This is a genomic window from Streptomyces sp. NPDC051822 (genome assembly GCF_044452745.1).
In the GTDB taxonomy this organism is placed as follows: Bacteria; Actinomycetota; Actinomycetes; order Streptomycetales; family Streptomycetaceae; genus Streptomyces.
The window spans coordinates 15,521-36,119 of sequence record NZ_JBITBZ010000012.1 but is presented as its reverse complement, the minus strand read 5'-3'; the positions used below and the strand labels follow the sequence as shown (position 1 = coordinate 36,119).

At 72.7% G+C, this 20,599-nt stretch carries 25 protein-coding genes; 8 read left to right on the top strand and 17 right to left on the bottom strand.

The features are described 5' to 3' along the window. Positions 1–10: 10 nt before the first annotated feature. From ACIA8N_RS29820 to ACIA8N_RS29795, 6 genes are all read right to left on the bottom strand, one after another. Positions 11–712: a DUF6230 family protein gene (locus ACIA8N_RS29820; RefSeq protein ID WP_365780876.1), complete on the bottom strand. Its 702-nt coding sequence runs from the start codon at positions 710–712 to the stop codon at positions 11–13. After that, positions 709–1,335 (bottom strand): hypothetical protein, encoded by a 627-nt coding sequence (locus ACIA8N_RS29815; RefSeq protein WP_365780877.1) that lies wholly within the window; start codon positions 1,333–1,335, stop codon positions 709–711. Before ACIA8N_RS29815 ends, ACIA8N_RS29820 begins: the two co-directional genes overlap by 4 nt. After that, positions 1,332–1,727, bottom strand: coding sequence for a DUF6114 domain-containing protein (locus ACIA8N_RS29810; RefSeq protein WP_365780878.1), 396 nt, complete (start codon positions 1,725–1,727; stop codon positions 1,332–1,334). The genes ACIA8N_RS29815 and ACIA8N_RS29810 overlap by 4 nt, the downstream gene beginning before the upstream one ends. Beyond that, positions 1,721–2,461: a DUF6230 family protein gene (locus tag ACIA8N_RS29805; RefSeq protein WP_365780879.1), complete on the bottom strand. Its 741-nt coding sequence runs from the start codon at positions 2,459–2,461 to the stop codon at positions 1,721–1,723. The genes ACIA8N_RS29810 and ACIA8N_RS29805 overlap by 7 nt, the downstream gene beginning before the upstream one ends. Beyond that, positions 2,458–2,973 carry a DUF6114 domain-containing protein gene (locus tag ACIA8N_RS29800; RefSeq protein ID WP_365780880.1) on the bottom strand — a complete coding sequence of 172 codons (516 nt, stop codon included), beginning with the start codon at positions 2,971–2,973 and terminating at the stop codon, positions 2,458–2,460. Before ACIA8N_RS29800 ends, ACIA8N_RS29805 begins: the two co-directional genes overlap by 4 nt. A 135-nt stretch (positions 2,974–3,108) precedes the next feature. Beyond that, positions 3,109–3,789 (bottom strand): DUF6230 family protein, encoded by a 681-nt coding sequence (locus ACIA8N_RS29795; RefSeq protein WP_365780881.1) that lies wholly within the window; start codon positions 3,787–3,789, stop codon positions 3,109–3,111. Positions 3,790–3,924: 135 nt separating this feature from the next. Here ACIA8N_RS29795 and ACIA8N_RS29790 point away from each other — a divergent pair, with 135 nt between their 5' ends. Further along, positions 3,925–4,557 (top strand): TetR family transcriptional regulator, encoded by a 633-nt coding sequence (locus ACIA8N_RS29790; RefSeq protein WP_365780883.1) that lies wholly within the window; start codon positions 3,925–3,927, stop codon positions 4,555–4,557. Positions 4,558–4,570: 13 nt separating this feature from the next. Here the strand turns inward: ACIA8N_RS29790 and lepB are convergent, their stop codons facing one another. Beyond that, positions 4,571–5,179, bottom strand: coding sequence for a signal peptidase I (gene lepB, locus ACIA8N_RS29785; RefSeq protein ID WP_365780884.1), 609 nt, complete (start codon positions 5,177–5,179; stop codon positions 4,571–4,573). Positions 5,180–5,231: 52 nt separating this feature from the next. Further along, the gene (locus ACIA8N_RS29780; RefSeq protein WP_365780885.1) at positions 5,232–6,323 is read right to left on the bottom strand and encodes an AraC family transcriptional regulator; all 1,092 of its coding nucleotides are present in this window, start codon (positions 6,321–6,323) and stop codon (positions 5,232–5,234) included. A gap of 207 nt (positions 6,324–6,530) precedes the next feature. On the opposite strand from ACIA8N_RS29780, the gene ACIA8N_RS29775 reads away from it, so the two are divergent. Further along, positions 6,531–6,944 carry a Rieske (2Fe-2S) protein gene (locus ACIA8N_RS29775; RefSeq protein WP_365780886.1) on the top strand — a complete coding sequence of 138 codons (414 nt, stop codon included), beginning with the start codon at positions 6,531–6,533 and terminating at the stop codon, positions 6,942–6,944. Here ACIA8N_RS29775 and ACIA8N_RS29770 read toward each other — a convergent pair. Then, entirely contained in the window at positions 6,931–7,662 is a 732-nt protein-coding gene (locus ACIA8N_RS29770) for a cysteine hydrolase (RefSeq protein WP_365780887.1), read from the bottom strand. The genes ACIA8N_RS29775 and ACIA8N_RS29770 overlap by 14 nt on opposite strands. Positions 7,663–7,743: 81 nt before the next feature. On the opposite strand from ACIA8N_RS29770, the gene ACIA8N_RS29765 reads away from it, so the two are divergent. Then, positions 7,744–8,211: a pyridoxamine 5'-phosphate oxidase family protein gene (locus ACIA8N_RS29765; protein WP_365780888.1), complete on the top strand. Its 468-nt coding sequence runs from the start codon at positions 7,744–7,746 to the stop codon at positions 8,209–8,211. 27 nt (positions 8,212–8,238) lie between these two features. Here the strand turns inward: ACIA8N_RS29765 and ACIA8N_RS29760 are convergent, their stop codons facing one another. Continuing rightward, positions 8,239–9,141 (bottom strand): LysR family transcriptional regulator, encoded by a 903-nt coding sequence (locus ACIA8N_RS29760; protein ID WP_365780889.1) that lies wholly within the window; start codon positions 9,139–9,141, stop codon positions 8,239–8,241. 73 nt (positions 9,142–9,214) lie between these two features. On the opposite strand from ACIA8N_RS29760, the gene ACIA8N_RS29755 reads away from it, so the two are divergent. Then, a complete protein-coding gene (locus ACIA8N_RS29755) occupies positions 9,215–10,252 on the top strand; it encodes a DMT family transporter (RefSeq protein ID WP_365780890.1) in 1,038 nt (345 codons plus the stop codon). Positions 10,253–10,294: 42 nt separating this feature from the next. On the opposite strand, the gene ACIA8N_RS29750 is transcribed toward ACIA8N_RS29755, so the two are convergent. Continuing rightward, entirely contained in the window at positions 10,295–11,629 is a 1,335-nt protein-coding gene (locus ACIA8N_RS29750; protein WP_365780891.1) for an aminotransferase class I/II-fold pyridoxal phosphate-dependent enzyme, read from the bottom strand. A gap of 35 nt (positions 11,630–11,664) precedes the next feature. On the opposite strand from ACIA8N_RS29750, the gene ACIA8N_RS29745 reads away from it, so the two are divergent. Then, on the top strand, positions 11,665–12,336 hold the full coding sequence (locus ACIA8N_RS29745) for a pyridoxamine 5'-phosphate oxidase family protein (protein WP_365780892.1): 672 nt from the start codon (positions 11,665–11,667) through the stop codon (positions 12,334–12,336). A 96-nt stretch (positions 12,337–12,432) separates the two neighbouring features. Here the strand turns inward: ACIA8N_RS29745 and ACIA8N_RS29740 are convergent, their stop codons facing one another. From ACIA8N_RS29740 to ACIA8N_RS29730, 3 genes are all read right to left on the bottom strand, one after another. Further along, positions 12,433–13,401 carry an EamA family transporter gene (locus tag ACIA8N_RS29740; RefSeq protein WP_365780893.1) on the bottom strand — a complete coding sequence of 323 codons (969 nt, stop codon included), beginning with the start codon at positions 13,399–13,401 and terminating at the stop codon, positions 12,433–12,435. A gap of 176 nt (positions 13,402–13,577) precedes the next feature. Beyond that, on the bottom strand, positions 13,578–14,576 hold the full coding sequence (locus tag ACIA8N_RS29735; RefSeq protein ID WP_365780894.1) for an EamA family transporter: 999 nt from the start codon (positions 14,574–14,576) through the stop codon (positions 13,578–13,580). A 41-nt stretch (positions 14,577–14,617) separates the two neighbouring features. Further along, positions 14,618–15,217, bottom strand: coding sequence for a Clp protease N-terminal domain-containing protein (locus ACIA8N_RS29730; RefSeq protein ID WP_399416836.1), 600 nt, complete (start codon positions 15,215–15,217; stop codon positions 14,618–14,620). 193 nt (positions 15,218–15,410) lie between these two features. On the opposite strand from ACIA8N_RS29730, the gene ACIA8N_RS29725 reads away from it, so the two are divergent. Together ACIA8N_RS29725 and ACIA8N_RS29720 are read left to right on the top strand one after the other, a co-directional pair. Then, a complete protein-coding gene (locus ACIA8N_RS29725) occupies positions 15,411–15,635 on the top strand; it encodes a hypothetical protein (protein WP_037629434.1) in 225 nt (74 codons plus the stop codon). 68 nt (positions 15,636–15,703) lie between these two features. Beyond that, complete coding sequence (locus ACIA8N_RS29720; protein WP_365780896.1) at positions 15,704–16,132, top strand: SRPBCC family protein; 429 nt, start codon at positions 15,704–15,706, stop codon at positions 16,130–16,132. A 111-nt stretch (positions 16,133–16,243) separates the two neighbouring features. Here ACIA8N_RS29720 and ACIA8N_RS29715 read toward each other — a convergent pair whose 3' ends face one another. Beyond that, on the bottom strand, positions 16,244–16,666 hold the full coding sequence (locus tag ACIA8N_RS29715; protein WP_365780897.1) for a PadR family transcriptional regulator: 423 nt from the start codon (positions 16,664–16,666) through the stop codon (positions 16,244–16,246). A gap of 386 nt (positions 16,667–17,052) precedes the next feature. Between ACIA8N_RS29715 and ACIA8N_RS29710 the strand changes: the two genes are divergently transcribed. Then, positions 17,053–17,862, top strand: a complete 810-nt coding sequence (locus ACIA8N_RS29710; RefSeq protein WP_365780898.1) for a PhzF family phenazine biosynthesis protein — start codon at positions 17,053–17,055, stop codon at positions 17,860–17,862. A 71-nt stretch (positions 17,863–17,933) separates the two neighbouring features. Here the strand turns inward: ACIA8N_RS29710 and ACIA8N_RS29705 are convergent, their stop codons facing one another. Both ACIA8N_RS29705 and ACIA8N_RS29700 read right to left on the bottom strand, forming a co-directional pair. After that, positions 17,934–18,716: a CPBP family intramembrane glutamic endopeptidase gene (locus tag ACIA8N_RS29705; RefSeq protein WP_365780899.1), complete on the bottom strand. Its 783-nt coding sequence runs from the start codon at positions 18,714–18,716 to the stop codon at positions 17,934–17,936. A 119-nt stretch (positions 18,717–18,835) separates the two neighbouring features. Then, the gene (locus tag ACIA8N_RS29700; protein WP_365780900.1) at positions 18,836–20,335 is read right to left on the bottom strand and encodes a glutamate--cysteine ligase; all 1,500 of its coding nucleotides are present in this window, start codon (positions 20,333–20,335) and stop codon (positions 18,836–18,838) included. Between the last annotated feature and the right edge of the window lie 264 nt (positions 20,336–20,599).

Genomic DNA, 20,599 nt, shown 5'->3' with positions numbered 1-20,599 from the left:
CCGCCACGGCTCACGGCGTCCCCGGCGTCCCCACGGGCGCGGCCGGGGCCGGGCAGGCGACCGTCCCCGGCCGTACGGAGAGTGTGAGCCTGGGGGTGGTCAGGAGGCCCGGGATCTGGAAGTCCTGGGCGGTGCCGACGATCCGGTCGAACTTGGCGTACCGCGCCTGGATGCCGAACCGGTGCTGCGGGCTGCCGAGCGGGTTGAGGACGTACGCGCCGCTCGCGTCCTTGACGGTCTTCACGTCGGCTCCGTTGGTGTTGAGGTCGACGATGCCGTCCATGTCGAGGACACCGGTGGCGTTGCGCAGGTCGAGGACGGTGTTCCGGGTCCGGATCTCCCAGGAGCCCGGGTTGTCGTCGCCGAGGGTGAGCAGCAGCGTGTAGGTGGCTCCCGCGATCTGCTGCCGCTGGCTCAGGCAGAGGCCGTTGAGCACGCCGTCCGCGAATCCCATGCGCAGCACGCGGACGGTTCCGGCGGAGCCGTCGGGCCGTACGACGGCCTGGTCGACGACGGCGGCGCCGTACTGCGTCCCGTACAGGCTGCTGGTGGTGAAGTCGACGGGCCGGTCCTGGATGCGGAGCCCGACGGCCAGTGCGCCGCTCGCCATGGCGGAGCCGAGTCCGCCGGCCGCCAGGAGCGCGGGAAGGGCGACGGCGAGGGAGCGTCGCCAGTGGGTGCGCCCCTCCGGGGGGCGGCGTTCGTGGCTCATGGGGTGGTCACCGTGATGGTTCCCGGCAGGTGGACGGGGTTGTCGGTGGAGTCGAGGGCCGCGTGGTCGTCGACCGTCCGGATCGCGTAGATGTCGCCGGCGAAGTCCTCGGCGCCCGCGGTGAGCGGGATGAGGGAGCCGAAGAAGTCGAGGAGTCCCTGCACCCCGCAGATCTTGACGAGGACGCGGACGCAGACGTGGGAGATGGTGCCCCACATCGTGGTCGTCTCGGGCTTCCCCGCGCTGTCGTATCCGCCGAGGGAGCCTTCGCCGGGCACGTCGATGGTGACGGTGTGCCCGGCGGCCCGCTGGCTCACGTTCATGTGCGAGCGGATCTTGAGCTTGGTGAAGGTGTACTGGTTGGTGACGCGGGTCGTGCCGTCGGAGAGCCGGATGGTGACGTTCTTCTCGACGGTCATGGAGACGGCGACCATGCTGTCGATGGTGACGTGCAGCGGGTCCGGGGAGGGCAGGAAGGGCACGCCCAGCGGTTCGACCGCCGCGGTCGTCCCCGCTGCGCGGCTCGGCTGCCCGGACCAGACGGCGGTGACGACGGCGAGGACGAGGGCCACGGTCACGGCGAGCGCCCTGGCCGGCCGCGTACCGGCGACGCCCGCCGTCACCCCTCCACCTCCACCGCCGCCCGGCGGCGTGGCCGCTTGGCGCCCCAGCCCACCATCATGGATCCGCCGAGGACTCCGAGCGTCATGCCGAGCAGGAATCCGCCGAGGTTGGAGACGACGAGCGAGACGACCGCGAGGACCACGCCGATGAGTCCGAAGGTGTACCGCTGGGCGGGCAGCGCCAGCGGGACGAGCCCGCAGAGGATCATCCCGCCGCCGACGAGGTAGCCGGCCACTCCCCCGAAGCCGGTGCTCACGATCAGCTGCAGGGAGCTGAGGGAGAACTTGAGGACGGTCCAGCCGCCGGCGACCAGCCACACCCCGCCCCAGAACGGGCGTGTGCGGCGGAAGGCCCGGAACCATCCGTACGCGGATCTCAGCCGGCTCAGCATGCGGTGGCCGTTCCCGCGACGACCCTGATCTTCAGGTCGGGCAGGACGAGCGCCCCGGCCATCTCGGCGTCGTAGGCGGTGGCGTTCAGTCCGTGCAGTCTGATGGAACTGCCTCCCTCGCCGCCCGCCGAACCGAGCCCGAACCCGCCGGGCAGCGCGCCCGTGAGCGGTTTGCCCGCCACGGTGACCTGGTCGGCGGACTGGCCGAGTACCGCGTTCTGCAGGGTGGTGGGCCCGTACGCCTGGAGCTCGGTCGCCTGGATGTACAGGTTCGAGGCGTCGATGTCGGTGGTGAAGGCGGCGGGCGGGGTGGCCGTCACCTTCTGGCCGCCCGTCAGGAGCAGGGAGTACGGGACTCCCGCGATCGTCTGGTGGACGATTCCGCAGAGCCCGGCGAGCCCGGCGCTGGCGAAACCGACGCGTGCCATGGCCGTGTTCGTGGTCGTGGTGCCGTCCGGGCGGCCGACGGCGGGGGTGTTGACGATGGCGCCGAAGCCGCTGCCGGCGACCCCGTTGGAGGTCAGCGTGAAGGGCTGTCCGGTGACGCTGAAGTTGGCGGCGAGCGCGCCCTGCGCCATGGCGGTGGCGAGGGCGCCGACGGCGAGGGCGGCGGGCACGAGGGCGAACGCGCCGCGCCCCCAGCGGGTGCCGCGGCGGGTGCCGTCGGCCGCCTCGGCGAGCATCCGGGCGTTCCAGTCGGCGGCAGCACGCACGCCGGTCGTACGCATCGTCATAGGGATCCGCTCCCCAGGGACGCGGCGGGCGCGGCGGGCGCCTCGGCGGCCGTCCCGGTACGGCGGAGGAGGCGGCCGCGCCGCTTGGCGGGCTTCTCGGGAAGCCAGGCGAAGGCCATGGACCCGCCGAGGACCGAGAGGATCATGCCGACGAAGAGGCCGCCAAGGTTGGACAACGGGAAGGACGCGACGCCCGCGATCACCGCGATGACGCCGGCGGAGTGGCGCTGACCGGGCAGCAGCAGCATGAGCAGCGCCATCGCCATCAGGACGACACCGCCGGCCATGCCCGCGATGCCGCCGACGCCGACCTGGAGGATCTTTCCGAGCGGCGCCATCGGCAGGAAGAAGATGACGAAGCCGCCGAGCCCGGTCCAGACGGTCGCCCAGAACGGCCGGGTACGGCGCCAGCGGCGGAAGGCCGCGCGCGCGCCGCCGGGGCGGCCGGGCGGGTCGGCCGGACGGGCCGGACCGGACACGGCGTTCGGCTCGGGTGGCGGATCGGTGGTCATGAGGGGCCTCACAGCGGGAGTCGGAGAGGAAGGGTTCCTGCGGGTGGGGCCGGGGCCCGCGCGGAGGGGCGCTCCCTCACGGCACGGACCCCCGGCCCCGGTGGCGCCGTCGGGGCGGTGCTGCTGCCGCCCGGCTCAGCAGGCCTTGTCGCCGTGGGCGATGGCGATGGCGAGGTCCGGCAGGGTGATCGCACCGGAGATCGTGGCGCCGTTGGCGTCGGCGTTGAGGTTCTTGATGTCGGTCCGGCCGCCGGTGGCGTCCAGGCCGAACTGGCCGGGCGTGCCGTCGGTGATGCCGGTGCCCTTGATGCCGGCGCCGTCGGCGGCGGCGCCGATGACGTTCGGGGTGGCGTCGCTCGCGTTGAGCGTGGCCGTGGCGGCCTTGAGCGACTGGGCGTCCAGGACCAGCTTGTTGGCCTGGAGTCCCGCGCCCGCGACGAGCTGGTCGCTGGTGAGCGGGGTCGCCGCGGCGGGCGAGGAGATGTTCAGGGACCAGGTGCCGAGACTGCCGATCACCGGGAGGTTGACGGACTGGACGGCGTGGACGCAGATGCCGTCGAGGCCGGCCTTGGCGATGCCGACCTCGGCGGCTCCCTTGGCCCCGCCGGCGTCGATGGTGTGCATGACCGCGCCGATGCCCTGCGGCGCCGCCACGGTCTTCGAGCTGAGGGTGAAGGGGACGCTGGTCAGCGAGAGGTTCGCGGCCAGCGCGCCCTGCACCATGGCCGTGGCCATGGCGGCGACGGCCGCGGTGGCGGGCACGGCGAGGAACGTCGATCTGCGCCAGCGGGTGACCCCTCTGGTCTCTTCCTGCATGTGATCTCCAACCGTCGTGCCGCAGCGGCCGAATGACACTTTGCGGCTTCATGTTCGAGAATTGGACACTCTCATCAGAAGTGTCAACAGTTCTGACAATCATGGGAGGAATTCCGGCTGGACTAGGCTTGGCCGATGCCACGCTTCAGGGAGACCGTCCGGACGCTGCTGCGCGAGCGCCTCCTGGACGCCGCGTACGAGGCGGTCGCCGACCGCGGCTTCGACAAGCTGCGCATGGCGCACCTGGCCGGCGCGGTCGGAGTCAGCCGCCAGACCGTGTACACGGAGTTCCCCTCCAAGGAGGCGATCGGCGAGGCCCTCTTCCAGCGCGAGCTGGAGCGCTGCCTCGTCGGCATCCAGCAGGGTCTCGACGCCCACCGGGACGACCTGGGCGCCGCCGTCGAGGCGGCCGTCGGCTTCACCCTCACCTTGGCCGCCCGCAACCCGCTGATCAGGGCGATGCTGACCAGCACAGGCGAGGACGGACTCCTCTCGTACCTCACGACCCGGTCCGCGGCGGCGTTCGACATGGCGACGGCGATGGCCGACGCGTACGTCACGGAGGCGTGGCCCACCGTCGACCCCGTGGCGCGCGAACTGGCCGTGGACGCGGCGGTCCGGCTGACCGCGAGTCACATCGTCCAGTCCGCCTCGTCCCCCGGGGAGTCGGCCCGCCGCGTCGCGGACACCGTGGTCCGGGTCGCACTGAGCACCGGCCGCGAACAGCTCCCGCCGAGTCCACCGGGATCAGGGAACCGGACGCCCTGAGGGCCGGACCCCCCTAAGGGCCGGGGCCCCTGTACTCCTCCAGTACGGGCCGGTTGCCGATGTCCGGTGACGCGGAGACCGGGAAGGCGCGGACGCCGACCCGGCCCTCCACCCGCGCGATGTCGCCCCAGCCGTACGCCCGCGAGTCGTCCGAGAGGTCGGGGTTGTCGCCCAGGTAGAAGAAGGAGCCCTCGGGAACGGCCCGCAGTCCGGCCCGTGCCGACCGGGCGCCGTCGGGACCGCAGCACGCGCCCGTACGGCGGGCCTGGGCCTCCCACTGGCCCGCGACCACCCGGTGGACGGGGCCCTCACCGCCCTTCTGGAGCAGGACCAGAAAGGGTTCCTCCGGGGTGGAGACGATGGCGACCCGGTCGCCCGGCAGGCCGATCACCCGCTTGACCAGGAGGGTCTCCCTCCCGGTGGCTCGCAGCAGCACCACGTCGAACCGGCCCACCTGCCCGGCGGAGCCCGGCGCGACGAGGATCCGGTCACCCTGGTGGAGGGTGGGCGCCATGCTGGTTCCGTCGATCCGAACCCCGAGGGCCGTCACGGCCACGGCGGCGACGAGACAGAGCAGGAACCCGGTTCCGAGGGCGGCACCGGCCGCCCTGCGCATGTTCATCGGTGTCGGGTGGGGTCCGGCGGCCGCGCGGCTCCGGACCGGTCGCTATCGGTCATGGCGGGACGGTAGGACGGGCGGCGGACGGCCGCTGTGACCGTACCGCTCGGGGTTGTTGACCGCGGGACCGGTACGCCCGGGGCGTCTCGCCGGTCCAGCGCCGGAAGGCCCGGTGGAAGGCGCTCGGTTCGGAGAAGCCGAGCCGCCGGGAGAGCAGTTCGATGGAGACCCGGCCGCCGGTCAGCTCGGCGATGGCGTGGTCGCGCCGCACCTGGTCGCGCAGTCGCTGGTACGTCGTCCCCTCGGCGGCCAGTTGCCTGCGCAGGGTCTGCGGGCTGACGGAGAGCCGTTCGGCGAGTTCCCCGGGCGTCGGCACCGGCCCGGGAGGCAGGGCGCGCGCCATCAGGTGCCGTACGCGGCCGGTCACCGTACTGCCGTGGTCGGCGCGGACGAGCACGTCGACGGGGGCGCGGCGGAGGAAGTCCTTGAGCGCCACCGCGTCCCGCAGGACGGGTTCGTCGAGGTCGGTACGGTCGAAGACGGCCGCCGTCCGCGCGGCTCCGAAGACGCAGGGCGCACCGAACAGGAGGGTGTACTCGCGGGCGTGCCGGGGCTCGGGGTGGACGAACTCGACCCGGCGCAGGCCGATGCGGCGCCGGACGAGCCAACCCGCGAAGCGGTGGGCGACGAGGACGGTGGACTCGGCTCCGAAGTGGAGGGGGTCGTCGTATCCGGAGACGTCGAACTCCATCCGGGCCTCGTCGGCGCCGTCACGCCCGGTCGCGCCGGGGACGGGTTCAAGGAGACGGAAGCGCGGGCCTGCCGGGAAGAGGGAGTAGAACGTCTGGGCGCGCAGGAGGGCCTCGCGCAGGTCCCGGCTGCCGTGGACCACGACATGGGCCATCATCGCGAACGTCCCGACCTTGCTGGGCGCGCCTCCGAAGCCGATGAGCTCGTCGTCGAGGGTGGCCCACAGCATCCTGACGAGTTCGCCGAACTGCTCGGCGGGAACGCGGGCGTGGGCCGCCTGGACGAGCTCGGGGGTGAGTCCGGCGCGGGCGAGGAGGGGCCCGGTGGCGAGCCCGTGGCGCTCGGCGCCCAGCAGAACGGCCCGTACGTGATGGGCACTGACCGATCGTGCCGGCATGCGCGTCCCCTCCGTTCCGGCAGCATCGCGCCCCGGGTCCACCGGAGCTGGACACTTTCATCGAAGGATGTCCAAGTTCCGACACTCTACTGGGAACTGTAAGGCGACCGAAGATCCGATCCTGTGAACGGGACACAGGTCACAGCCGTACCGTCGGGTGCGAGCGCAGCGAGTACATCGAGCGGACCGACTGAAGAGGGGCAGCACATGAGTGGAGTGGCACGCCGGACGGTGGTCGCGGCGGCGGGCGGGGCGGGCCTCGCGGCGGCGCTCACCGCGTGCGGGGGCGGTGGCGGTGGCGGCACGGACGACGAGGGCCCGGCGCCGGAGGGCGGCGGCACGCTCGCGCGGACCGGCGACATCCCGGTGGGCGGCGGAAAGGTCCTCGCCGACAAGGGCCTGGTGATCACCCAGCCGAAGGCGGGCGAGTTCCTGGCGTTCTCCTCGAAGTGCACCCACGCGGGCTGCGCCGTGAGCAGCGTCAAGGACGGCGTCATCGTCTGCCCGTGCCACCAGAGCCACTTCGACATGTCGGACGGCAGCGTGAAGTCGGGCCCGGCGACCGCGCCGCTGCCGCCGGAGCCGATCCAGGTGGTGGGCGAGGAGATCAGCCGCGGCTGACGGCGCCCCCTGCCGCACCGGTGGTGCCGGAACGCCTGGGGAACTTCCAGCAGCCCAGGATCTCGTCGGTGGTGGTGATCGTGGCGACGAGGGCGAGGGTGTGGCGGATCATCGCGGGCGTGTAGTCGGCCGGCACCCCCGCGATGGCGTCCCCGGGCACGACCACCCGGTAGCCGAGGTTCACCGCGTCGAAGACCGCGTTGGGCACGGCCACGTTGGCGGAGACGCCGGTGACGATCAGCGTCCGGCAGCCGAGGTTGCGGAGCAGCGGGTCGACGTCGGTACCGGCGAGGGGCGAGAGGCCGTGCAGCCGCCGTACGACGAGGTCCTCGTCGGCGACCTGGATCGGCTCGGCGATCCGTACCGCCGTACTCCCGCTGTGCTGCTGTACGGGCAGCCGGGCGGCGGCCCGGAAGAGCCGGGCGTTGCTGTTGGCGCCCCGCCCGTCGGGGCGCCGCTCCGCCACGGCGTGGATCACCTGGACGTCCGCCCCGTGCGCGGCGGCCACGAGCCGGGCGACGTTCCGCAGGGCTCCCGACGCGCGGGCGACGGCGGCCAGTTCGGGCAGTGCGCTGTCGGGACCGACGACGCCCTGCTGACACTCGACGGTGAGGAGCACGACACCGCCGTCCGGCCGGATCAGCTCGCCGATCCGCTCCTTGGACCTCCACTCCGATCCAGCACCCGGACCCGCCGCCGACTCTCGTCCCTGCCCCATGGCCGCCCCTCCCCTTGCACGCACGCGAATGACCCTCCATGCTTTCTGACGTCTCATCAGAAATCCAGAAGGGTGCGGACGATGACCGTCGCACAGCGCCGTGGACGCCGGATCATGATGACCCCGGCCGAGCTCGATTCCTTCCTCGCCGAACAGCGCACCTGCCGGGTCGCGACCGTGTCGGCCGACGGCCGCCCGCACGTGAGCGCCCTCTGGTTCGCCTGGGACGGCTCCTCGCTGTGGCTGTACTCGCTGACGCGCAGCCGTCGCTGGGCGGAACTGCGCGCCGACCCGAGGGTCGCGGTCGTGGTCGACGACGGCGTGGAGTACGGCGAGCTGCGCGGCGTCGAGCTGTCGGGCACGGTCACCTTCGTCGGCGAGGCCCCGCGCACCGGAGAGCCGTGCCCCGAACTCGACGCGCCCGAACGGCTCTTCGCGGCCAAGAACTTCGGCCTGGACACGATGCCGCACGACGGCCGGCACGCCTGGATGCGGCTCACACCGGACGCCGTCGCCTCCTGGGACTTCCGCAAGCTCGCCGGGCTCTGACGGGCGACGTCCCGACCCGCCCCCTGCTCAGCCCGCCGGCGACCCGGCCGCCGCCCGGAGCGCCGCGACGACCGCGCGCACCGAAGGGCGGCGCCCCGCGTCGGCGCGCCAGGTGGCGTGGATGTGGCGCCGCATCTGCTGCCGTACGGGTACGAAGACGACCCCGTCGGGCACGGGACGGCCGAGCCGGGGCGTCACGCACACCCCGAGTCCGGCGGCGACGAGCGCCAGCTGGGTGTGGTGCTCTCCCGCCAGGTGCCCGATGCGCGGTTCGATGCCCTGCGAGCGCAGCGTGAACATCAGCCAGTCGTGGCAGAACTCGCCCTCGGGCCAGGACACCCACTCCTCGTCGGCGAAGTCCACCAGGTCCACCGCCTCCCGCCCGGCCAGCGGATGCCCGGCGGGCAGGGCGACGTCGGCGAAGTCGTCGAGGAGATGGGCCCGTTCGAGCCCGCCGGGGACCGGCGCGCGCTTGTTGCTCCAGTCCAGGACGATCGCGAGGTCCGCGTCGCCGCGCAGCACCGCGCGTACACCCTGCTCGGGCTCCAGTTCCGCCGTACGGACCCGGAGGTCGGGATGCCCTTCGCGCAGGGTGGTGAGCGCGGCGGGGAAGAGGCCGCGGGCCGCCGTCGGGAAGGCCGCGGCCCGCACCTCGCCCACCACCTGGCCGCGCTGGGCCTCGATGTCGGCCTGGGCCAGCTGGACCTGGGAGAGGATCCGGGCGGCGTGCTCGGCGAGCAGCATGCCCGCGTCGGTGAGCCGCACGCCCCGGCCGTGCTTGGCGAGCAGCCGCTGTCCCACCTCGCGCTCCAGCTTGGAGAGCTGCTGGGAGACGGCCGAGGTGGTCACGTGGAGTCCGTCGGCCGCGCCGCTGACCGAGCCGTGCCGGGCGACGGCATCGAGGGTGCGCAGGCGCTCAAGGTTCAACATGTAAGCGATACTAAGGGGAGGGGTCGAGGAATTCTCGCTTGTTCTACGAGATCGCGACCGTCACCCTGAGTGCATGAGCCCCGCATCGCCGCCATCGCCGTCCTCCCTGCACTCCCCGCCCTCCCCGTCCTCCCCGTCCGCCGCCCTCGCCTCGCGCCTGCTCGACTGGCGCGTCCGCTTCGGCGTACTGGCCCTCATCTGGGGCTTCAGCTTTCTCCTGATCAAGGTGAGTACGGAGGGCTTCGCGCCGCTCCAGGTCGCCTTCGGCCGGCTCTTCTTCGGTACGGCGGTGCTCGTGGTCGCCCTCGTGGTGAAGCGCGACCGGCTGCCGCGCGGCGCTCGCGTCTGGGGTCATCTGGCGGTCGCCGCCTTCCTCCTGAACGCGCTGCCGTTCTCCCTCTTCGCGTACGCGGAGCTGACGATCTCGTCGACCCTGGCGGGAATCTGCAACGCGACGACCCCGCTCTGGGGCATGCTGCTCTCCCTCGTCGCCCTGTCCGAGGACCGCCCGACCCGGATCCGCGCCGCCGGCCTGGGCATCGGCTTCATGGGGGTGCTGACCGTCCTCGGCGCGTGGCAGGGGTTCTCCGGACTCGACGTGACAGGCACCGCGCTGGCCCTGCTCGCCTCCTTCAGCTACGCGGTCGGCTGGATCTACGTCCGCAGGACGCTGACCGGCACCGGCGCCTCGAACCTCTCGCTCGCCGGTTCCCAGGTGGGGCTGGCGGCCCTCCAACTGGCCATGGTCACGCCCCTGTTCACCTCGATGCCGGAGTCGGTGGAGCTGATGCCGATCCTGGCGGTGATCGCGCTCGGAGCGCTCGGCACGGGGTACGCGATGCTGCTCCAGTACGGCGTGGTCGCGGAGGTCGGCCCGACGACGGCCTCCATGGTCACGTACTTCGTTCCGGTCATCGCCACGGCGGCGGGCGTCGCGCTCCTCGACGAGCAGATCACCTGGAACACCCCGCTCGGCGCCGTCGTGGTCCTCGCGGGCGCGGCCCTCACCCAGACCCGCACCTCCCGCCGCACCACCACGAACCCGCCACTGAGGGAACCGGCCGCCGCCCCCACCACGGCACCACGGGAACGGACCGGGGCCAAGGCCTGACCGCCGAGGACGCCGGCCCGACCACCGGACCGGCACCGGCCCCTACCCGTAGCTCCGCGCCACCACCGGCCCCACCGCCCGCGCGACGGCGTCGGCCAGCGGCTCCACGTCCGCGACGGCGAGACCGGAGACGGTGAGCCGTACGGCCGGCCCCGCGTTCATCCGGAAGCGGGCGCCCGGCGCCACCGCCCAGCCCGAGGCGAGAAGCCGGGCCACCGCACCCGTCTCGTCGGGAACCGGGACCCAGACGTTCATGCCGCCCCGCCCGTGGGCCTCGACGCCCCGCCGGGCCAGGGCCCGCACGAGTCCGTCGCGCCGCCTCCCGTACGAGCGCGCGACGACAGCGGGGTCCACCGCCTCCGTCGCCCAGAGGTGCGCGACCGTCTGCTGGAGCAGCCGGCTGACCCAGCCGGGGCCGAGCCGCTGCCGCCCGAGGACCCGGTCCACGGTCTCGGCGTCACCGGTGAAGGCCGCGATGCGCAGGTCGGGCCCGTAGGCCTTGGCGACCGAACGGACCAGCACCCAGTGGTCGGTTCCCCCGGCCAGCGGGTGCAGCGGCTGCGCGACGATGCCGTGCCCGTGGTCGTCCTCGATGAGCAGGACGCCGGGATGCCGGTCGAGGACCTGCCGCAGTTCCCGTGCCCTCGCCTCGGTCACACAGGCACCGGTCGGGTTCTGCGCCCGGTCGGTGACGATGACCGCCCGCGCCCCGTCCTGCCGGATCGCGCGCTCCACCTCCGCCGGCAGCGGTCCCTCGTCGTCGACGGCGAGGGGTACGGGGCGCAGCCCGAGCGCGGGCACCAGATCGAGGAGGCTGCCCCAGCCGGGGTCCTCGACGGCCACGGCGTCGCCCGGCCGGAGGTGGACGGCGAGCACGCGTTCGACGGCGTCGAGGGAGCCCGACGCGACGCCGATGGGCCCGTCGGGGACGCCGTCCGCGTCGAAGGCGGCGCGCGCGCGGCGCCCGAACTCCTCGTTGAGCGGGGCCTCCCCGTACATGCCGGGCTTCTCGGCGTACCGCCGCGCCGCCTCGGCGAAGGCCTCGCCGAGGGGCGGCAGCAGGGCGGGGTCGGGGCTGCCGTTGCTCACGTCGCGCACCCCCTCCGGGGCCTCCACCCGGATCGAGCCGCGCGCGGTCGTGGCGGGGCGCGGCCTCACCCGGCTGCCACGCCGCCCGTCGGTCTCGATGACCCCGCGCTCGCGCAGGATGCGGTAGGCGGCGGCGACGGTGTTGGGGTTGACGCCGAGTGCGACCGCCAACTCCCGCATGGGCGGCAGCAGCTGGCCGGGCGACAAGGCGCCGGTGCCGACTCCTCGCTCCACGCTCGCGGCGATGTCCGATGCGCGACGACCTTCGATCCGATACTCTCCTAGCACAAACACAAGTATGCACTAGTGCAATGGAGTACGCAATGACCACCGCCGCCGACACGTACACGCCGACCGACCGGACCGTGCCCACGCGCTCCCGCGAGCGCGCCTCGTACGACAGGGCACTGGTCCACTCGATACTCGACGAGGCCTACGTCTGCCACCTCGGCTTCGTCCGCGACGGCGCGCCCGTCGTCCTCCCGACGCTCTTCGCCCGTGTCGGCGACCGCCTCTACGTGCACGGCTCCACCGGCTCCCGGCCGCTGCGCGCCACCGGCGACGGCGTCACGTCCCCCGGTCTGCCCGTCTGCCTGACCGTGACCCACGTCGACGGCCTGGTGCTCGCCCGCTCCGCCTTCCACCACTCCCTCAACTACCGCTCGGTCGTGGTCCACGGCACGGCGCACCAGGTCACCGACCCCGAGGAGCTGCGCACGGCTCTCGACGCGCTCGTCGACCACGTCGTCCCCGGCCGCTCCGCCGACTCGCGCCCCGCGAACGCCAAGGAGCTGGCCGCCACGGCCGTCATCCGGCTTGACCTGGACGAGGTGTCGGCGAAGGTCCGCACCGGCGGCCCCAACGACGACCCCGAGGACCGGTCGCTCCCCCACTGGTCCGGCGTGGTCCCGGTGCGCGGCGGCTACGGCACGCCGGTCCCGGCGGACGACCTCGACCCGGCCGTCGCCGTGCCGGACTATCTGACCGCGCTCTGAGACGCACGGAGGAGGGGCCGGACGGGCCGGACGAAGACATCGCCCGGCCCACCCGGCCCCCCACATCGCGCTGCACTGTCACACCGTCACATCGCCCTACACCGCCGCGACCGCCTCCCGCCGGCGCTCCGCCGCCGCCGTACGCGCCTCCGTGCAGGCCAGGCCCGTGACGGCGGTGAGCAGCAGCAGCGTGCCGAGCACGACGGCGGCGGTGAGCTGCTCGCCGAGCAGCGAGACGGCGATCACGGCCGCGCTCACCGGTTCCAGGAGCATGATCACGGAGACCGTGGCGGCACGGACGACCGCGGCACCCGCGAAGTACAGCGCGTACGCGAGGGCGGTCGGCACGGCCGCCACGTACACGAGCAGCAGAAGCACGGTCACCGGCGCGTCCGTGTGCGGTACGAGGCCCTCCGCGAGCGCGGCGGGAAGCAGTCCGACCGCCCCGATGGCGAAGGCCCAGGTGGTGGTGGAGAGGGCGTCGGTACAGCCGCCGTCCCTGCCGAGCCAACGGGTGAGCAGGGTGATGGCCGCGTAGCCGGCCGCCGAGACGACCGCGAGGACGACGCCCAGCGGCCGTACCTCCGTGGCGCCGCCGCCCAGGACGAGGACGAGGAGCCCTGCGAGTGCCCCCGTGACGGCGGCGATGCCGCCCCGGCCGAGGCGCTCGCCCATGGTCAGCCGGGCGCCGACCGCGATGAGCACGGGGCCGGCGCCGAGGGTGACGACGGTGCCGACGGCGAGGCCGGTGGCCTCGACGGCGGCGAAGTAGGCGCTCTGGAAGACCGTCAGCCCGATCCCCGTACCGAGGATGCGGAGCGTCCTGCGGCGTCGCGGCTCCCGGGCCGCGGGGGCGGCACCGCGCCGGGGCCGCAGGGCGAGCGCTCCGAGCAGCAGGACGAGGCCGCCGACGCAGCGCCAGAAGGAGAGGGCCAGCGGGCCCATGTCGCTGACTCGGAAGATCAGTGAGGCGGCGGCGCCGGCCGTGCCCCAGGCGATCCCGGCGACGATCAGATAGAGCAGGCTCCGCCCGACGGACAGGGCGGATTCCGAAGAGTTCGACACGTGACTTCTCCGTGGAAGACAGGAGGGAAAGGTGGTCGCTCGGCTCCGCGCGCGGGCAGCGACGAACCGCTCGGGGGCGAGGAGTCGCCCGGCCGAGCCCGGTCTTCGTCGAGGAGAGTCGCCGCGCGCGCTAGGCGGCGGGCGGCGGAAGAACGGTCAGATGCATGTTCGGCACCTTAGGGGGCGGTCCGCCGGGAGGACAACTCGGCCTCCCGGCCCTCCGGGTCTGCGTCCGCCGCGGAACGCGCCACGGGCCCGGCGGCGGGCGCCTTCGGCGTCGAGGACTGGGCGATGAAGGCGCCGATCAGCACCACCGCGCCGCCGATGATCTGCGGCGCGGCCAGGTGCTCGCCGAGCAGGATCCAGGCGAGGACGGTCGCGATGACGGCCTCGAGACAGGCCACGACACCGGCCACCTGCGGGGAGAGCCGGCGCACCGAGACGACGCCGGTGACATACGCGAGCACAGTGGCGATCAGCACGATCCAGCCGAGCAGCAGCCACGCGGGCACGTCGGTGCCGTCCATGTCGGCGCTGCCACCGAGAAGCGCCCAGTCCATGCCCCACGGGCGGGCGACGACGGTGAGGACGAGCGCGCCGACGAGCAGCCCGTACGCGATGACCCCGAGCGGGTCGGCCTGCCCGTCCTCGCCCGCACCCTGGTCGGAGAGGACGAAGTAGCCGACCTGGCAGCAGGCGGCGGCCAGCGCCAGGAGCAGACCGACGAGGTCGAAGGTGAGCCCGGACCAGACCTGGACGACACAGGCGAGACCGCCCGCGGCCAGGACGACGCCGAGGGCCGCCGCGCGGGTGACGGGCCGGCGCTGGACGAAGCGGACCCAGCCGAGGACGAGGGCGGGGGCGAGGTACTCGATGAGCAGGGCGACACCGACGGGGATGCGGGAGATCGAGGCGAAGTAGAAGGCCTGGACTCCGGCGACGGCGAGCAGTCCGAAGCCCGCGAGGAGTGCGGGCTTGCGGCGCACGAGGTCCCGGTGGCGCCAGGCCACCGGGAGCATGACGAGCGCGGCGCCGGCGACCCGGAGCCACACCACGTGCAGCGGGTCGAGTCCCGCTTCGATGAGTGGCTTGGCCGCCACTCCTGAACCACCGAATGCGCAGGCCGAGACCAGGGCGATCCCCAGGCCGGCGCTTCTCCCCTGAGTCGCGTGCATCGGGCCATGATGGCAGGGAGCGGTCAGGCGCGTAACCCCTGTTACACCTGTTGAGACGGCTCGCCGCGGACTTCCGGAATCACCCCTTCCCGCATCGTGGCGATGCGGTCGGCGAGGGCGGCCGGATCGACTCCCGCACGGCGCAGCACCTCGACGGCCCGGCTCTCGGGGTCGGCGGCCATGATGGCCAGCAGGTCGACGCCGCGGACCTGGGCGTCGCCGCGCTCCGCGGCCCGCCGGAAGGCCTCCTCCAGGGCGGCGGAGGCGGCCGGTGACAAGCCGGAGCCCCTGGCGTCCGGCGGCGGCGCCCCGTGCACGGCCGGCAGCAGGCGCCCGGCGCCCGAGTCCTCCACCGAACGCTGCCAGCGCAGGCCGTACCCGATGGACCGCTGGGCGAGGTAGCCGAGGACGCGGGCGAGCTGACGGCCGCCTTCGAAGGCGGCGGCGGTCTCGGGATCGGACTCGATGAGCGAGTGGAGGAGGTGGGCGGTGTCGATCTGACGGTCCCCGTCCCGGAGGGCTCTGCGGCGCGCGCCCGTCAGCACCGTCATAAGGGACGGCGTGAGGAGGTGCGCGAGTTCCGCGCGCGGGGCGACGGGCTGTCGGTACGGCTGGGGAATCGGGACGGGACGGTGCACTATCCCACCTCATCAGGCCCCGGCGGCCGGAACATCGCCAGGGAGAAGCATGTCCGCATCCCACCGGAGTTGGGCACGCGCGCACGGTTCCTCCTCCTTACGGATGAGATCACGCGCGTTGCGCCCGCGGGGCGCGCGCCGCCTTGCTGTGCGCCCCTCACGCAACCGAAGCCCCTTCCCCGTACGTCCTCCGGTCGTGTTCTGGATGGTGGCTCTGCTCGCGCTCGACGGGCGGCAGTACGTCTACCGGGTGTACGCGCCCCGGGAGGCGCTGCCGGCCGATCTGTTCTGGGCCGCGTTCCACTGCCACGAGGAGGACGGGGCGCCGCGGGCCTCCGACAGCTTCGACGCGGCCGAGATCTGGTGGATCGGGGACGGCGCGGGACCGACCGCCGCAGAACTGACGGTTCATCAGTATTGAATGTTCACGGCCGCCCGGCTACGTTCCGCGACACCGGAACCAGTGGGCACGCGTGAAGGGGTGGTCTCATGGCCGAAGTCAGCGCGGAGGCACGGATCGAGGCGCCGACCGGGAAGGTCTGGGCGCGGCTCACGGACTTCCCCTCGTACGGCGAGTGGAACGCCACCCACACCAGCTTCCCGAACGGCGGCCCGGAGGCCCTGGAGGCGGGCGCCACCTTCACCGAGAACATGAAGCTGATGGGCTTCCCCGCCGAGGTGCTCTGGACCGTCGAGGAACTGGAGTCCGAGCGGGCCCTCGCCATCAAGGGCAAGGGCCCGATGGGCGTCGTCGTCACGACGCGCTACTCGCTGGCGCCGGACGGGGAGGCGACGACCGTACGGATCGACGGCGGGTTCACCGGAGCGGCCGTCTCCCTGATGGCGGGCAAACTGAAGGACTCGGCGACGGCGGCGCTGACCGAGTCCCTGCGCAAGCTCTCGGACCTGGTCACCTGACGCATGCGCGGACGAGGGCCCCGCGGCAGCCGCGGGGCCCTCTCTGCGCATCAGGTACCGGCCGACACGGCCCGGTCGCCGCCGACCAGGCTCAGTCCTCGTCGGCCAGGCTCAGCCCTCGTCGGCCAGGATCAGGTACAGCTTCTTGCGGGCCTCGCCGATCACGGCGACCGCCTTCTGCCGCTGCTCGGGGGTGCCGCTCTTCCAGACCTGCCCGAAGGCCTCCATCAGACCGAAACCGGCCTGACGCACCTCGTTCAGCGCCTCCCAGTCGACCCCGCGCCCGGCCTCCTCCCAGGGGGCGTCGGGTCCGTTCTCGGCCTCGGCGCGTCCGGTGTCGGTGAGCGTGAAGAGCTTCTTGCCGCCCTCGCTCGCGCTGGTGATCAGCCCCTCGTCCTCCAGCATCTGGAGCGTCGGGTAGACCGAGCCGGGGCTGGGCTTCCAGGCCCCGTCGCTCCGCTCGCCGATCTCGCGGATCATCTCGTAGCCGTGCATCGGGCGGTCCTTCAGGAGCGCCAGGATCGAGGCGCGCACGTCACCCCGCCGCGCCCTTCCCCGGCCCCCACCGTGGCCGCGACCACCGAAGGGTCCGCCACCGAAGGGCCCGCCGCCGAAACCCGGCCCGAAAGGACCGAACGCGGCACGCCGCCCCTCGAAGTCACCACGAGGGCCGGGGCCACAGCCTCCACGGCCGGCTCCGTGTCCGTTTCCGTACTCGTGTCCATGTGAACGCATCGCAACGCTCCTTCCATCGGGATTACATCTTTGAACGGTCGCGATGGCTCAACGATATATCGGAACTGTTCACCGAGCAAGCATGCCGACCTATCGGGGCAGGCGGTCACGGCTCGTCGGCCCGGTCCAGTGCCTCCCGATTGGCCTTGGTCCGCCTAAGTCCGCGGCCGGTAACGTACGGCGCCATGCGCATCCGAATCGTCGACGCCTTCACCGACCAGCCCTTCTCCGGCAACCCGGCCGGGGTCGTGCTCCTCGACTCCTTCCCGGACGACGCGTGGCTCCAGAAGCTCGCGGCGGAGGTCAACCTCTCCGAGACGGCCTTCGCCCACCCGCTGCCGGCCGGCGGCGAGGCGGACTGGGCGCTGCGCTGGCTCACCCCGACCACCGAGGTCGACATGTGCGGCCACGCCACGCTCGCCACGGCGCACGTCCTGCACTCCACGGGCACGGCGAGCGGCACCGTCCGCTTCGCCGCCCGCTGCGGCGTCCTCACCGCCACCGCGGAGACCGACGGCACGATCACGATGGACTTCCCGACCTCGTCCCTCACCCCGGTCGCCGTTCCCGAAGGCCTGGAGAAGGCGCTCGGCGCCGACGTCCTCGCCGTCCACGACACGGCCGCCCACATCGGCGACCTCGTCGTCGAGCTGGACGACGAGTACACCGTGCGTGCGCTCGCCCCGGACTTCGCCGCCCTGAAGAGTCTCTCCTCGCGCGGCGTCATCGTGACCGCCGCCGCCGAACACCCCGAGCGGGGCTACGACTTCGTCTCCCGCGGCTTCTTCCCCGCCGTCGGCATCGACGAGGACCCGGTGACGGGCAGCGCCCACACGGCACTCGCCCCCTACTGGTCGGCCCGGTTCGGCCGCGACGACCTCGTCGGATTCCAGGGCGGCGCCCGTACGGGTCTCGTCCGCACGCGCCTGCGCGGCGAGCGGACTCTGCTGAACGGCCACGCGGTGACGGTCATCGAGGGCGAGCTGCACGCCTGACGGCCTCGACCACCGGCACACGAACGAGGGGCCGTACGGAAATTCCCGTACAGCCCCTCGCCCATACCGCGTCACACCGTCGGCAGCCACCCCACCTTGCCCGCGAGCAGCCCGTATCCGACGAAGGCCACGATGTCGAGGAGGGAGTGCGCCACGACGAGCGGCCCGACCCGGCCCCAGCGCCGGTACAGCAGGACGAAGACCACGCCCATCACCACGTTGCCGACGAAGCCGCCGATCCCCTGGTAGAGGTGGTACGAGCCGCGCAGCACCGCACTCGCCACCAGGGCGGCCATCGGCGTCCACCCCAACTGGCCCAGCCTGCGGAGCAGATAGCCGACGACGATGACCTCCTCCAGGACGGAGTTCTGGATCGCCGAGAGGATCAGTACCGGGTACTTCCACCACACGTCGGGCAGCGACTCGGGGACCACGGTCAGGTTGAACCCGGTCGCCTGCGCCACCAGGTAGAAGGCGAGTCCCGCACTCCCGATGCCCGCCGCGACCAGCGTCCCGCGCCCGAGGTCCGGCCACGGCCGGCTCCGGTCGAAACCGATGGCCCGCATCCCCGAACCCTCCCGCAGCAGCAGATGGGCGACCAGGACGACCGGCACGAGGGCCGAGGCGATGCCGAAGAGCTGCCAGGACAGGTCGAGCCACGGCCGGCCCAGCGCGTACGAGCCGTTGAGCGACGCCGCCTGCTCCTTCAGCGGCCCGGACCTGGTGACCGAGCCGATGAAGCTGATGAGCGACGACACCGCGCTCGCACCGAGCGAGAGCGCCAGGACGATGAGCGTCTCGGAGCGCAGCACCCCGCGCGGCAGGCCCTCGGGGGGCAGGGCGGCATCACTCACTCGTTGCTCCGACACCACACCTGTCTCCACTTCCCGGTCGCGGACGCACGCCGCTGCCGCGGCCCGACCACTGTGTCATGATCGGCCGCCGCCCCTGCCCGCGCCGCCGGGAAGCGAGGTCAGTCGATCCCCACCGGCCAGGTGTGGACCGGCTCGCCCGCGTGCATGAGGGTCCGGTAGCGGCGGGTGGTCGCGGCGAGCGCCGCCGCGCGGTCGAGGCCCGAATCCAGCGCCAGGTGGAAGGTGTCGGCCTGCCAGGAGGCACCGTTCACCCGCCGCAGACAGCGCTGTTCGATCACCCCGAGGTAGAAGTCCCGGTCGGCGGGCTCGATGTGCCAGGCGTCGAGCCCGGCCGCGGCGAGCGGCAGCAGCTCGTCGAGGACCAGCCGGACCGCGGGGACCGTCGCGATGCCGCCGGTGCGGCCCGAGCGGGGCCAGCGCAGCTCCGCCTCGATGCCGTGCCGGCAGGCGGTGTCGAAGTTGGCCTCGGCGTCCTCGAAGGTCATCCGTTTCCAGATCGGCCTGGGGTCGTCGGCGAGCGAGCGCACGAGCCCGTAGTAGAAGGCCGCGTTGGCGATGACGTCGGTGACGGTCGGCCCGGCCGGCAGCACCCGGTTCTCGACGCGCAGGTGCGGGACGCCGTCGACCCAGCCGTACACGGGCCGGTTCCAGCGGTAGACCGTGCCGTTGTGCAGGACGAGTTCCTGGAGGCGCGGCACCCCGCCCTCGTCGAGGACGAGCAGCGGGTCCTCCTCGTCGCAGATGGGCAGCAGCGCGGGGAAGTAGCGGAGGTTCTCCTCGAAGAGGTCGTACACCGAGTCGACCCACCGCTCCCCGAACCAGGTGCGCGGCCGGACGCCCTGGGACTGCAGCTCGGGCGGGCGGGTGTCGGTGGCCTGCTGGAAGAGCGGCGGCCTCGACTCCCGCCACAGTTCGTGGCCGAAGACGAAGGGCGCGTTGGCGCCGAGCGCGATCTGGACGCCCGCCACCGCCTGCGAGGCGTTCCACACGGCGGCGAAGCGCGCGGGCGTGACCTGGAGATGAAGCTGGACCGACGTGCAGGCCGCCTCGGGCACGATCGAGTCCGAGGTGCACAGGAGGCGTTCGACGCCGTGGATGTCGAGGGTGATGTCCTCGCCCCGCGCGGCGATGATCTGGTCGTTGAGCAGCGTGTAGCGGTCGACGGCCGACAGGTTCTCGAAGACCAGATCGTCCTGGGTGAGCGTCGGCAGTATGCCGATCATGACGACGCCCGCGTCGAGTTCCGCGGCCTTGCGGTCGGCATATCCGATCCCGGTGCCGATCTCCTCCGCGAGCCGGTCGAATACCCGCCCGCCAAGCTGGTGCGGCTCGATGTTCACTTCGAGATTGAACATTCCGAGTTCCGTCTGGAAATCGGGGCTGGCGATCTTTTCGAGCACCGGCCCGTTGAGCATGCGAGGCAGTCCGTCGGGGCCTGCGAGATTGAGTTCGATCTCCACGCCCATGAGATTGCGCGGACGGTCGAACCGCTTCTCCGCCAGGAGTCTCGCGAGCCCCGCCAGACACTGCTGGAGCTTTCTCCGGTACTGCTGCCGGTCGGACGGGCCGAACCCGTCGGCCGCGACCTTCTCCCCCATCGAAGCGTCCCTCCGCGAGTGGGCAGCCGTCATGACGGCCGCGCGTCACGGACGATGATGCCCACCCCGCTGATCCACAACGCCTGCGGAAGAGGGCTGTCGGAGGATAGGCTTGATGCGGTACCCCACCGGCACACCCCGAAGGCAAGGACAATCGACATATACCAATGTCCTATTGCCCGGGAAACCTGGGTCGGAATTCAGCCGTCCGACTGCACGAGGAATACGCAGGTGGGAACGGTGCGACCCGTACGATTCCGCTTC